Here is an 11,848-nt window from a genome sequence, read left to right on the forward strand (position 1 = left end):
GTATCCGGGACACGCGTCACCGCTGCAACGCTTTGAGCAAGGCGAGCCGCACCTCACGCATGAAGGCGGCGACGCGCATCCGCTGAAGCGGTGGCTGAGCATCATGGGGTTTGCACCTATCAAAAGATGCCGAGCGCACGCCGTAATAGATTGTTAATTCATCCACGTCGCGAGCGTGGGTCGAACGTGAAAACGCTAACGTTTGCGCAAATCCGTGGGCGCCATGGTGATCCGCAAAGATCGCGCAGGCGTTTCGCCTCGGACCCGGCGATCAGAAGCAGCAAAGACTGACCCAGCATCCGTATTGATGGAGATAGCCGATGTCGGCATGGCCTAATCGCACTTTGAGTTGGCTCTTCGTCCTCAGCTACGTCCTGATGGTGGTATGGCTAAATTACCTGTAGCGGACGTTGCACGAGGTCTGGCGCGTGGGGTCGCGGCGGATACCTGCGTGCCATCGGCGTTGCGAAGAGTGATCGAAAGGGCCACTGGCCTCTTCCGGATCAACTGCCTGCTTCAGTCCACGATAGCGTGGGAGACGGTCCAGGTTTCAGAGGGTCACGCAAGGAGACCAACGTGAACACGGTGAAGACCGAAATTGGGCAACTGGAGAAGGCGATGAGCGCACTGGTGCATCGCCCGTGGCTTATCCGTCGCGACTATTGGGAATCGCAGATCGAGTGCATGCTGGGACGCCCTGGCCTGTCGGTGCAGGATCGGCAACGACTACGCGCGTTGCTCGGCCTGCTCGGCAGCCCGATCGCGCAATGCAGTGTCTCGGTACAGTCGTGATATGCGTCGGGAAGTCATTGGGGCTTTAACCATGACTGACCGGTTCAGCGTTCGTTGAAGCCGGTCGCCGTCGCGCCAAGCGCATAGAGGCGCGGAACACTCGGCGGCGGTAGCGACGATTGCGGCGGGGTGTCGCGCGTCAGAACTTGCGGACAACGTTGCGCGAGAGCAGAGGTGGTCGCGTCCGGTGTCTGCGGGTCATCAGCGGCAAACGCGTCTATTGGGTTTTCGGAAAATCACTATGTTTAACGACTCGAAATACGTATCGCTAATGTACGAGCAGGGCCTCGACCAATGGACGCGTGTCTGGCACGGCGAAGCGGTCGATGCGGGGTTTATCCACCCGCACTATCATCCCGACTCTGTGACCACGAAGCGTCTTCGGGGCTATTTCGACGCCGGCCTGTCGCCCACTGAAGCTGCGCAGGCATGCTTCGCTTATAAGCACTGAAGCGACCGTATGATTGCGTCGTCGTCCGGTGGGCTTGCTAGCGCTCACGTTTGCGCCTGTTTTTCGGCGGATCGCATGACTTCGTCGGAAACAAAGCCCGCGATTGCGCCTTCGGTGGACTTGTCGAGGCCATGCCGATGACGCACTCGCAGCCCGACTCCGGCGAAGGCTGCGTCGTGCCGGCACCGGAGGTCATCACTGCGCTCAAAGACCTCTACATCGTTTCGAGCGCTCTTGCGCAGCGCGGCGCCAACGCTCAGGAAATCCGCGACGACCAGTGGCGGGCAATGGCGCAACGGGCTCAAGAAGCGAAGACGGCACTCGACCAGCACGCAGACAGAATCGAAAGCCATGCGATCGGGCTGCTTCGACAGATGACACAGATATGCCAGAGCTTGGTGGAGGGTCATGCGACCCGTCAGGAGATTCCCTTTGCCGTGTGGCGCGAAGTCGGCCGGCTCGGGCGCGACGCATATGAGTGCGTGAACCTGAGCGCCCCCGCCCAGCGAGGCCCCGATGCCTGAGTCAGCCGCTCATCATGTCGGCGCGCTGGGCCGGGCTCGAACCGGGTCAGCTTTAGTTGCGAGACGTCAGCACAAGCTGCGGGATAAGCTGCGCGCGTTCTGCAACGTTCACAGTCGCATCATGCTGGCAGCCTTGGTCGGATGCTTGCCCGGATGCAGCAACGGCGTTTCCGATTCCGACGCGAAGTTCGTCGCTGCCGCCATGCCGCCGCAGTTCGAGTCCTTCCGTATGTACAGCGCGGTTCCTGAAAGCGGCGGCCCAATCGGTGCGCATGCTCATCGCCCAGCCCGGCTTCACCAGGGCTGCCAGGCGATCATCCAATCCGCGGGCGGGCGTTTTCGCGAGTCAGTGATCCTGGAGAATGAATCGGCCCAGTTGTTCGATCTCGATGTCGATCGTACTGCGAGCGGCTGGACCGTGACATCGGACGGCCTTTCCGCACCGAGCGACGACTCCGCGGGCCTTCGCACCCAGTTCACGAACTGCGTTAATGCGCTCGAAGACAAGTTTCGGGCCGAACCGGAAAAGGTATCGCTCGGATAAGCTTGCCGGCGAGGCAGGTCCGGCATGAGACCGCCGTGCAGCCGACCATGAGCGACCACGTACGAACATTCAACCGGCGCGTCCCGATCGACGACAATCGCGCCTGCCACGCGCACCCGTCTGCGCTGCCTCTGACTTCCCAGCCGGCCTACGTCGCAGCGCGCCTCAGATCCACTGGTCGTTCTCGACGGTACGCTCGCCCGCCGCACCGTCGCCGGTGTTGACCACACCTCGCGGCTCGATCAGCAGCAGCTTGACTTCTGCGTTTGCAGATGGCTTGTGCTCGACACCTTTCGGCACCACCGCCATCTGCCCGGGGCGCAGCACGATCGAACCGTCGCCCGAAGGACCCGCCCGAAAGTCGATACGCAACTCGCCTTCGAGGACGATGAACGTTTCGTCGGTATCGGCATGCCGGTGCCACTGAAAGTCGCCTTCGACCTTCACGACCTTGAATTGATAGTCATTCATTTCAGCGACGACGCGCGGTTGCCAGTGACCGTCGATCTGCGCGATCTTGCCTGCCAGGTCGATGGCCTTGCACTGGCCGCGGTCGGCCGGCATGGCGTGGTGCTTCGAGGATTCGGTCATCGGTCTCTCCACTCAAAGGTTAATGCGGCGAGGACAGTATGCATCTTGCGGCGGTATCGAATGATCGTGTCGTCGGGCAGACTGTTTCGCCGGCCGCGCCCATAGCCGGGACTCTGCACGCCGGCGAGCGTGCGGACAATCGCGTACGCATCGCGGCCGTGCATCGCATTCGCTTTGCGGTGGGACCACCCTTCGATACCCTCGACGTCATCTATGGGCCTGGCGCGTCTCGTTGGTTGACGATGACCCGACGCCTAAAAAGATCCCGCGCCGACTCGGTCGAACCGTTTGCCCGGCCCCGCCGGCGATCCTCTGTACAATTGGCCAGCGATCGTAGGTGCGAGCATGATGCACCGGCCACTCGCGGCGGCTCGGCGTGCGCTGAACATCGAACCTCATCCGACCCACATCGACTGAATTCATGGCCATTACCTACAAGTCCCCCGACGACATCGCCAAGCTGCGGATTTCCGGCCGCCTCGCGGCCGACGTGCTGGCAATGATCGGCGAGCATGTCAGGGCGGGCGTCTCCACCGAAGAGCTCGACGCGCTGTGCAATGACTTCATCGTCAACACGCAAAAGTCGATTCCCGCGAATGTCGGCTATCTGGGTTTTCCCAAGACGGTCTGCACGTCGGTAAACCAGGTGGTGTGCCACGGCATCCCGGCTCGCAACGAAATCCTGAAGGACGGCGACATCATCAACATCGACGTCGCCATCATCAAGGACGGCTACTTCGGCGACACCAGCCGCATGTATTGCGTGGGCCAGCCTGGCACGGTGGCGCGCCAGCTGATCGACACGACCTACGAGGCGATGCTCGCCGGTATTCGCGTAGTGAAGCCGGGCGCGACGCTCGGCGACGTCGGCTACGCAATTCAGCAAGTGGCGCAGCGCGACGGCTTCTCCATTGTGCGCGATTACTGCGGGCACGGCATCGGCAAGGTCTATCACGAAGACCCGCAGGTGCTGCATTACGGCCAGCCGGGGCAGGGCGTGCGTCTGAAGCCGGGCATGGTCTTCACGATCGAGCCAATGATCAACGCAGGCCGCGCGGGCACCACCGTACAGCGCGACGGCTGGACGGTGGTCACCAGGGACCGCTCGCTATCGGCTCAATGGGAGCACATGATCGCCGTGACGGACGACGGCTATGAACTGCTCACGCCGTGGCCGGACGGCACGGGCCGCTACGAAGCACCGTGAGCGACGCCGGAAGACCGGCCGCGCGTGCCGCGACCTGCGCGGCCCGTGCCGCCCGGCAAGCCTATCCCGCCTTTTTGCGCGCGCCTTGCCTCCACGCTTCGTGCAGCGGCGCGGCGGGTCAATAATGATTTGACTCGCGCGCCGGTTCGGTTAAAGCTACGTCTTAAGGTTTCAAGGGGTTTTCGTCTGCATGAGTCCGTCACTGACCGTTCGCCGCATCGCCGCTGACCAGGGCGCCGTTTTCCGCGAACTTCGCACTGCATCGCTGCGCGAGGCGCCGTATGCGTTCGGCGCGACGCTCGAGGACGCGTTGTCGGCGGACGTCGCCAGTTTCGACGCCACCGCCGCGGATCACGCGGTGTCGTCGTCTATCAGCACCTTCATCCTGTACACGGAAGGTCATCCGGCGGGCCTGATCGAAGCGCACTTCGAAGACAATACGGACCGCCGTGCGTTCGTCTGCGAGTTGTGGGTAGCGCCGGCCGTGCGTCATCTGCGCGGCGGCGAACTGCTGGTCGACACGGCCACCACCTGGCTTGCCGGCGAAGGCGCCACCGAAATCTACGCGTGGGTCGCCGACGCCAATCGCAATGCAATGCGCTTTTACGAGGCGCTCGGTTTCAATCAGACCGGCGAGCATCGCCGCGTCGCGCGTGCGCCCGAGCAGATCGAAAGTCTGCTGGTGCGCCATGTGCCGGGCACGCCCCAGGTGTCCAAGCAGTGATCTCCCGAGCGGCGCATCAGCGTGCCGCTCGATTCCCCTGCGCGTCTGTCCCGCGATCTCGTTCGATTGATCGAGCGCGGTCATGGGCGGCTGCGTGGCCTGAAGGTGCGCCGGTGGCCGCGCCGCAATCGAGGTGGCTCGCTGCCCGGGCAAAAAAGCCCGCCGGGCGCGTGGACGCCTGTAAAATACGCAAAATTTTTTGCCGAACGCTATGTCGCCCAAGAAATCGCCCTTTTTCGAACTGCGCAGCGGCGCTGTCGATACGCTGCTGTTCGTGGTCAAGACAACCGACCTCGACGCCATGCGTGCCGAGCTGACGCGGCGCTTCGAGGCGACCCCCGAATTCTTCGCCAACGACGTCGTCGCGATCGACGTGCGCCGCCTTGCCGCGAACGAGCGCGTGCCGCTCGCCGAGATCGCGCAGTTGCTCGACAGCGTGCGGATGCGGCCGATCGGCGTGGTCGCCAACGCGCAGCAGACGTGGGCGGGTGAATCGGCGTTGCCGCTGCTCGAAGCGCGCGATCGCCGCGGCGCCGCGTCGAAGTCGGCCGACGAGGACAACGCCAACGCGCCAGCGCAAGACGCCAACGGCGCGAGCGCGGACACGGCCCCCGCCCAAACCGCCGCAATGCCCGCTGACGGCACGCCGGTCGCAGCCGGCACCGGCGAGCCCGCTCCTGCCGCGGAGCCCGTGCGGCTCGCCACGTCGTCGCAAACCATGGTGGTCGACAAGCCGCTGCGCTCGGGCCAGCGCATCTACGCAAAGGGCGATCTGGTCGTGCTCGGCCTCGTGAGCTACGGCGCGGAAGTGATCGCCGAAGGCAACATCCATATTTATGCGCCATTGCGCGGCCGGGCACTGGCCGGCGTGCAGGGCAATCACGATGCGCGTATTTTTTGCACGTGTCTCGAACCGGAACTGATCTCGATCGCGGGCATCTATCGAACCACCGAGACCCCGCTGCCGTCCGACGTGCTCGGCAAGGCGGTGCAAATCTGGCTCGAAGAAGAAAAGCTGGTGATCGAACCGCTGCGGCTCACCTGAGCGCCGGAACCGGAGCGCTGCGCGGAACGAATCTCGCATGCGGCGTTTCACGGCAAATATGGCCGCACATAATTGATGAATTTGACGAACACAAGGTAAGGGTAATGGCAAAAATCATTGTGGTGACTTCGGGCAAGGGCGGCGTGGGCAAGACGACCACGAGCGCGAGTTTTGCATCGGCCCTCGCACTGCGTGGCAGCAAAACCGCCGTGATCGACTTCGACGTCGGCCTGCGTAACCTCGACCTCATCATGGGCTGCGAGCGCCGGGTGGTGTATGACCTGATCAACGTGATCCAGGGTGAAGCCAATCTCAACCAGGCGCTGATCAAAGACAAGAAGTGCGAGAACCTCTTCATCCTCCCGGCCTCGCAGACGCGCGACAAAGACGCGCTGACCATGGAAGGCGTCGAGAAGGTCATCAATGACCTGATCGCGATGGACTTCGAATACATCGTTTGCGATTCGCCGGCTGGCATCGAGTCGGGCGCGCTGCTTGCGATGCACTTCGCCGACGAAGCGCTGATCGTGACCAATCCGGAAGTGTCGTCGGTGCGCGACTCCGACCGCATCCTCGGCATCCTGTCGTCGAAGACCAAGCGCGCGATCGAGGGCAAGGAGCCGATCAAGGAACACCTGCTGATCACCCGCTACAACCCCAAGCGCGTGAGCGAAGGCGAAATGCTGTCGCTCACTGACATCCAGGAAATTCTGCGCATCGATCTGATCGGCGTGATTCCGGAATCGGAAGCGGTGCTGCACGCGTCGAACCAGGGTCTGCCCGCCGTGCATCTGGACGGCACCGACGTGGCCGAAGCCTACAAGGACGTCGTATCGCGTTTCCTCGGCGAGCAGAAGTCGCTTCGCTTTACCGATTACCAGAAGCCCGGGCTGCTGCAGCGCCTCTTCGGCACCAAGTAAGGGGAGCGCACGTAATGTCGATTCTTTCGTTTTTGCTGGGAGAGAAGAAGAAGTCCGCGTCGGTAGCGAAGGAACGCCTGCAGTTGATCATCGCGCACGAGCGCGCCGGCGGCCACGCACCCGCCGATTATCTGCCTGCTTTGCAACGCGAACTGGTAGCCGTGATCTCGAAGTATGTGAAGATTTCCGATGACGATATTCGCGTGAGTCTCGAGCGTCAGGACGATCTCGAAGTGCTCGAGGTCAAGATCGAAATACCACAGGCTTGATGGTTCAGGAGCGGTGCAGTGCGCCGCGGCGTCGCGTTCGGAGAACGCGAAGTCGCGGGCGCTGCACTAGCGCCGATGTCACAGCGTTTGCCGCGCGGTCTCAGGTGCGGTGTCTTCGTAGCTTCATTCCCCGCTGTTTTCTGCGCATCGTCCCGCCGGCTCGCTTCGCGCCTCGCGTGGGTGCGCGTGGCCGCCTCTGCTCGAAATAATCCGTTGCACTTCAGCCTACGTAGTAATGCGGCCGCGGTCAGCCGTTAGTAGGCGTCGCGCATTAAACGGATAACGCGCCGTTTGCGGCGTTCAACTCGAGAGGCCATCATGAACAACACGATTCGCTTGCTGCTTGCCAACACCGTATTGATCGCGGCAGGCATTGCCGCTGCGGCATCCGCGTCGGCCGCCGAAGTGCTCGTGATCGCGCCATCCGCGCCGCCGCCAGCGCGTTACGAAGCGATGCCCGCTGCGCGCGTCGGCTATGTATGGGATCACGGCCACTGGCGTTGGGATCACGGCCGCTACGTGTGGGTCGCCGGGCACTGGCAAGCCGAGCGCGTCGGCTATCACTGGGTTCCGGGCCACTGGGTCTCGCATGGCCCGAACTACCGCTGGGTCCAGGGCCACTGGGCCTAACGCGATAGACCGCAGCGGCGCGCTCGACCTGGCGTCGCCCTTGTCATTGCCATGGCCATGGCCATCGCCGCTCGCGGTTCTCCAGCCAAGCTTCGCACGTGTGCGCAGCGTAGCGCTCACCCGCCATCCCAGGAAACCCGTCGATGAAAAAAAATCTGCTACTGCTCGCCGCGCTCGCGCTCATGCTGGCCGGCTGCGTGGTCGTGCCGGCACGGCCGATGTACGTGCATGTGCCGCGCGTGGTCGTCTATTGACGCGGCGCCTGGGCGTCGTCATCGGCGAGCGTTTCGCCGTGCATGTGCGGCGCCGCGGTTGCCGATGCGGCGACGTCGGACACGTCGGACACGTCGGACACGTCGGGCACCTCCACTTCGGGCACTTCGGGCACCGGCGCGGGCGCCGGTTGCAGCAGCGGCGCCATATAGCGCTGCGCCAGCGACTCGTACAGCGGCGGCGCGAACAAGCGCGACACGCGGCTCGCGATCAATGCGGTGGCCATCAGCGAAATCACCAGCGCATGGCCGTCGATCATCTCCATCACGATCACGAACGACGTGATCGGCGACTGCGTGACGGCCGCCAGATAGCCGACCATCGCGAGCGCGATCAGCATCGGCAATTGCATCGAATCGAACACCGTGTGCAGCAGATTGCCGAAGCCCGCGCCGATCGATAGTGACGGCGCGAAGATGCCGCCCGGAATGCCGGGGAGGTATGAGCCGACCATCGCGATCATCTTCAGGAACGGATAGAACATCGACAACTGCTCATGGCCGTCGAGCAGTCCGCGTGCTTCGGCATAGCCACTGCCGAACGTCGCGCCGCCGGAAATCAGTCCGACCACCGCGATTGCGAAACCGCACAACGCGGCAAACACGACCGGCCGCTCGCCATGCAGTTGACGCAGCGGCGCCGGAATCCAGCGCCCGGTGTTGAGCAGCAGCCAGCCGAACACGCCGCCCGCGATGCCGGTGACGATCGCGGTGAGCAGCACCGCAAGCGCGAGCAGGTCGGGAAAGTGCGCGCCGATCTGGATGGTGCCGAAGTACGTGTAGTTGCCGTTCAGCCCCAGCGCGATCACGCCGGCGATGATGATCGCGGTGATCAGCACGCCGCTTGCGCGCGCTTCGAAGCTGCGCGTCAGTTCTTCGATCGCGAACACGATGCCGGCGAGCGGCGTATTGAATGCAGCGGACAGGCCTGCGGCCGCGCCGGCCAGCACGAGCTGCCGCTCGATCAGTGAATTCGAGCGGGGATAGAGCCTGCGAAGATTGAACATCAGCGCCGCGCCGACCTGCACGGTCGGCCCTTCCCGGCCGATTGTGAAGCCGCCCAGAATGCCGAGGAACGACACCGCGATTTTGCCGAGCAGAATACGCAACGACAGTAGCCGCGCGCCGTATTCGCCAGGCTTCGAATGGAGCGTCGCGATCACCTGCGGAATGCCGCTGCCTTCGGCGCCGCGAAAGAAGCTGCGCGTGAGCCACACGGCAAGCGCCGCGACCGCGGGCGTGACGAACAACGGTGCCCATACGAACCGGTGCTGCAGCGTCTGAAATTCGGCGTAGCCCCAGTCGATCAAGCGCGCGTACAGCACTGCGGTCAGGCCGACGGCGATCGCGCCGAGCCAGAAAATGCCGTATTGCCGCCAAAGGCGTCTGGCGCGACGCGTGATCGTGGAGGAATGCAGGGAGAAGGGCCGGGACATAGGCGTGTACTGACGCAAAGGATGAAGTATAAGGCGCGTTGTGTCTGCCAACGGATGCCAAACGACTTTGGGATTCGGCAGAATGAATGGGAACGAGTCGCGGCATGTAATGCGCCGTATTGAGAACACACGGCGCCCGCTGCCCAATTCAACAGGAAAAAGCGGAACCGGGGGCTAAAATACTGTCGTTTTCGAACAACTAACAGGTCATTGATGAAGCGTGTCCTTATCGTCAAGGTCACTTCGCTCGGCGACATCGTGCAGGCGCTGCCGGTCGCCGCGGATATCAAGCGCGCGTTTCCCGGCGTGCAGGTAGATTGGGCGGCCGACGAAGCGTTCGCCGAGCTCGTGCAGTGGAACGACAGCGTCGACCGCGTGCTGTGCGCGCCGTTGCGGCGCTTCAAGAAGGCGCGCCGCTGGGCCGATCTGAAGGCGATCCTCGCGTCCATCGCGCAACTGCGGGCGTATCGCTACGACTTCATCATCGACCTTCACGGCGTCTACAAGAGTGCGATCATCGCGTTCCTCGCGCGATCCTCGCGGCGCATCGGCTACCAGTCCCAGGATCTGGGAGAACGGGGCGCCGCATTCGCGTACACCGGGCGCTTCGGCCCGCGTCCGCGAGGCAATGCGTGGCATGGCATGCGGATCAGCGCGGGCGAGGCGCTGGGCTACCGGGTCGAAGGGCCGCCTCTTTACAATTTGCGTCTGCCGCAGCCGGTACGCCCGGCATTCGAGCCCGGCAGCGCGCCGGTCGCGGCGTTCTTTCACGCCACCTCCAAGAATGACAAGAAGTGGCCGCTGACGCATTGGGTGGCGGTGGGCCGTGAACTGGCAGAGCGGGGCTTTTGCGTGGCCTTGCCGTGGGGTTCAGCGGGTGAGCGTGCCGAGGCCGAGCAGATCGCCGCGCAGGTGCCGAACTCCACCGTGCTGCCGACGATGAGCGTTACCGAGATCGCGCAGATGATCGACGCATGCTCGCTGGTGGTCGGCACCGATACCGGCTTCGTCCATCTTGCTCACGCGTTGCAAAAGCGCACGGTGATGATCTTCGTGGCGACATCGCCATCGCATTCCGGCGTCCAGTCGCCGTACCGTTCCGTTTCGGTAGGAGACGGCCAGTCAGTTCCGCCTGTCAGCGCCACGCTTGCGGCGATCGACTACGTGTGCGGCCAGCAGGAGGAGCGCGCCGGCCGACAGCGCTCGGCCTTTGGCTAAGCGCTGCTTTGCGCGCTGTCGCGCAATCGTTTGCTCAAAGAGGCGTGACGTGCGGATTGCCCGATCAACGGGCGCCGCCACGTAACGCCTCGGAAAACGCCCGTGTCGGGGACCAGCGGGCGCAGAGTAGATCGGCTGATGCGAACAACGGTGGACCGCAGACATCGTCTGACCCGCGACGCTGCGTGAATCGGATGCCGGTTCCGTGTCGAAGCCGCCGGCCGCTTGGGCTCGACGGGTTCAACGGTTGTTCATCCCACAAGCCGCAAGCGCTCATGCTGGATCACGCGGTTTCGTGCCGCGACGACATGCGCGGGAATCGCCGGTGCGCAGTCCGCTGCGCGCATTACACGCCTGTTAAATCTGTCGCTTCGGTCGAGTGCCCCGTTACATTTGCGGCCTGTCTCGAAGTCGGAGTAGGGGCCTTGGCACCGCTCGAATCCTCGACTACCGCGCGACGCGCGAGCCATGCACGCCGCGCCACCACCGCTTGCGCCGCATGCTCGCCTTCAACGCAGAATAGGCGGTGTTTTCCGCTGATGTGAACGCATCGCCCAAAGCCTGCAGGTCCGGCCATTTCCGTGGGGCGGCGATGTAACGCGTTGGTGATCTTCACTTACAAATCGCAACGCTTGCACGCGGGCTTGTCGTGTTCAATCGGGTCATTCGGGGTTGGCTCGAATGAATCTGACTCGATGGAGAACAAAATGAAACGCTTGATTCTGACTCTCGCCGCCGGCACCCTGCTCGCCACCGCACTCGGCGGCTGCATCGTCGCTCCGGCGCCTGGTTATTACGGCGGCGGCTATTACCATCATGGCGGCTATTACTACCGCTAGGACCGGCGCAAGGCCGTCAGGCCACCAGCCTCTCGAACGCGACCACCGCGGCAATGGCAGCCGCGTTCGCCGCCAGCGCTTCGAGCAAGATGCCCTTCCAGCTGCCGGGACGAAAGCGCAACGCCAGCAGCAATGCGCCGAGCAGCGCGAGCGCGATGATCATCACGATGTCCGCGTTGTGAAGATGAACGTTCATGCCGGCCTCCCTGCTTGCCTGTGGGCTCTTGCAATCGAGTATAGGGAAGGCAGGAAGGCGCGCAATACTAGTGTCGTGAGTTAAAAGTTCGTTGAATCAATTCCCTGTTCTGTCCGGAATGACAAAGTGCTGATTAAAGAGTCGCTCGGACTCGCGCAGTCCTTCTTCCGTAAAGATCACGGACTTCGTC

Annotated in this window: 15 protein-coding genes; 12 read left to right on the plus strand and 3 right to left on the minus strand. The window is 63.3% G+C overall.

The window, feature by feature from the left end:
- The first annotated feature begins 576 nt into the window (after positions 1–576).
- From ABQJ48_RS15525 to ABQJ48_RS15540, 4 genes are all read left to right on the plus strand, one after another.
- Positions 577–792: a hypothetical protein gene (locus ABQJ48_RS15525; protein ID WP_367838890.1), complete on the plus strand. Its 216-nt coding sequence runs from the start codon at positions 577–579 to the stop codon at positions 790–792.
- A gap of 241 nt (positions 793–1,033) precedes the next feature.
- Positions 1,034–1,243, plus strand: coding sequence for a hypothetical protein (locus ABQJ48_RS15530; protein ID WP_367838891.1), 210 nt, complete (start codon positions 1,034–1,036; stop codon positions 1,241–1,243).
- A gap of 50 nt (positions 1,244–1,293) precedes the next feature.
- Positions 1,294–1,767 carry a hypothetical protein gene (locus tag ABQJ48_RS15535; protein WP_367838892.1) on the plus strand — a complete coding sequence of 158 codons (474 nt, stop codon included), beginning with the start codon at positions 1,294–1,296 and terminating at the stop codon, positions 1,765–1,767.
- Positions 1,760–2,311 (plus strand): hypothetical protein, encoded by a 552-nt coding sequence (locus tag ABQJ48_RS15540; RefSeq protein WP_367838893.1) that lies wholly within the window; start codon positions 1,760–1,762, stop codon positions 2,309–2,311. Before ABQJ48_RS15535 ends, ABQJ48_RS15540 begins: the two co-directional genes overlap by 8 nt.
- Positions 2,312–2,476: 165 nt before the next feature.
- Here the strand turns inward: ABQJ48_RS15540 and ABQJ48_RS15545 are convergent, their stop codons facing one another.
- Positions 2,477–2,902: a cupin domain-containing protein gene (locus ABQJ48_RS15545; RefSeq protein ID WP_367838894.1), complete on the minus strand. Its 426-nt coding sequence runs from the start codon at positions 2,900–2,902 to the stop codon at positions 2,477–2,479.
- Positions 2,903–3,323: 421 nt separating this feature from the next.
- On the opposite strand from ABQJ48_RS15545, the gene map reads away from it, so the two are divergent.
- From map to ABQJ48_RS15575, 6 genes are all read left to right on the plus strand, one after another.
- Positions 3,324–4,109: a type I methionyl aminopeptidase gene (gene map, locus ABQJ48_RS15550; RefSeq protein WP_367838895.1), complete on the plus strand. Its 786-nt coding sequence runs from the start codon at positions 3,324–3,326 to the stop codon at positions 4,107–4,109.
- 190 nt (positions 4,110–4,299) lie between these two features.
- Positions 4,300–4,833 (plus strand): GNAT family N-acetyltransferase, encoded by a 534-nt coding sequence (locus ABQJ48_RS15555; protein ID WP_367838896.1) that lies wholly within the window; start codon positions 4,300–4,302, stop codon positions 4,831–4,833.
- A gap of 211 nt (positions 4,834–5,044) precedes the next feature.
- Complete coding sequence (gene minC, locus ABQJ48_RS15560; RefSeq protein WP_367838897.1) at positions 5,045–5,878, plus strand: septum site-determining protein MinC; 834 nt, start codon at positions 5,045–5,047, stop codon at positions 5,876–5,878.
- 104 nt (positions 5,879–5,982) lie between these two features.
- The gene (gene minD, locus ABQJ48_RS15565) at positions 5,983–6,798 is read left to right on the plus strand and encodes a septum site-determining protein MinD (RefSeq protein WP_007175863.1); all 816 of its coding nucleotides are present in this window, start codon (positions 5,983–5,985) and stop codon (positions 6,796–6,798) included.
- A gap of 14 nt (positions 6,799–6,812) precedes the next feature.
- Positions 6,813–7,067: a cell division topological specificity factor MinE gene (gene minE, locus ABQJ48_RS15570; RefSeq protein ID WP_008922443.1), complete on the plus strand. Its 255-nt coding sequence runs from the start codon at positions 6,813–6,815 to the stop codon at positions 7,065–7,067.
- 318 nt (positions 7,068–7,385) lie between these two features.
- Positions 7,386–7,697, plus strand: coding sequence for a YXWGXW repeat-containing protein (locus tag ABQJ48_RS15575; RefSeq protein WP_367838898.1), 312 nt, complete (start codon positions 7,386–7,388; stop codon positions 7,695–7,697).
- Positions 7,698–7,944: 247 nt separating this feature from the next.
- Here the strand turns inward: ABQJ48_RS15575 and ABQJ48_RS15580 are convergent, their stop codons facing one another.
- Positions 7,945–9,405, minus strand: a complete 1,461-nt coding sequence (locus tag ABQJ48_RS15580; protein WP_367838899.1) for a chloride channel protein — start codon at positions 9,403–9,405, stop codon at positions 7,945–7,947.
- A 213-nt stretch (positions 9,406–9,618) separates the two neighbouring features.
- Between ABQJ48_RS15580 and waaC the strand changes: the two genes are divergently transcribed.
- Positions 9,619–10,623: a lipopolysaccharide heptosyltransferase I gene (gene waaC, locus ABQJ48_RS15585; protein WP_367838900.1), complete on the plus strand. Its 1,005-nt coding sequence runs from the start codon at positions 9,619–9,621 to the stop codon at positions 10,621–10,623.
- A 707-nt stretch (positions 10,624–11,330) separates the two neighbouring features.
- Positions 11,331–11,462, plus strand: coding sequence for a hypothetical protein (locus tag ABQJ48_RS15590; protein WP_277873534.1), 132 nt, complete (start codon positions 11,331–11,333; stop codon positions 11,460–11,462).
- Between the two features lie 16 nt (positions 11,463–11,478).
- Here the strand turns inward: ABQJ48_RS15590 and ABQJ48_RS15595 are convergent, their stop codons facing one another.
- Positions 11,479–11,658: a hypothetical protein gene (locus tag ABQJ48_RS15595; protein ID WP_367838901.1), complete on the minus strand. Its 180-nt coding sequence runs from the start codon at positions 11,656–11,658 to the stop codon at positions 11,479–11,481.
- Positions 11,659–11,848 lie beyond the last annotated feature (190 nt).

The organism is Paraburkholderia suaedae (assembly GCF_040812055.1).
In the GTDB taxonomy this organism is placed as follows: Bacteria; Pseudomonadota; Gammaproteobacteria; order Burkholderiales; family Burkholderiaceae; genus Paraburkholderia.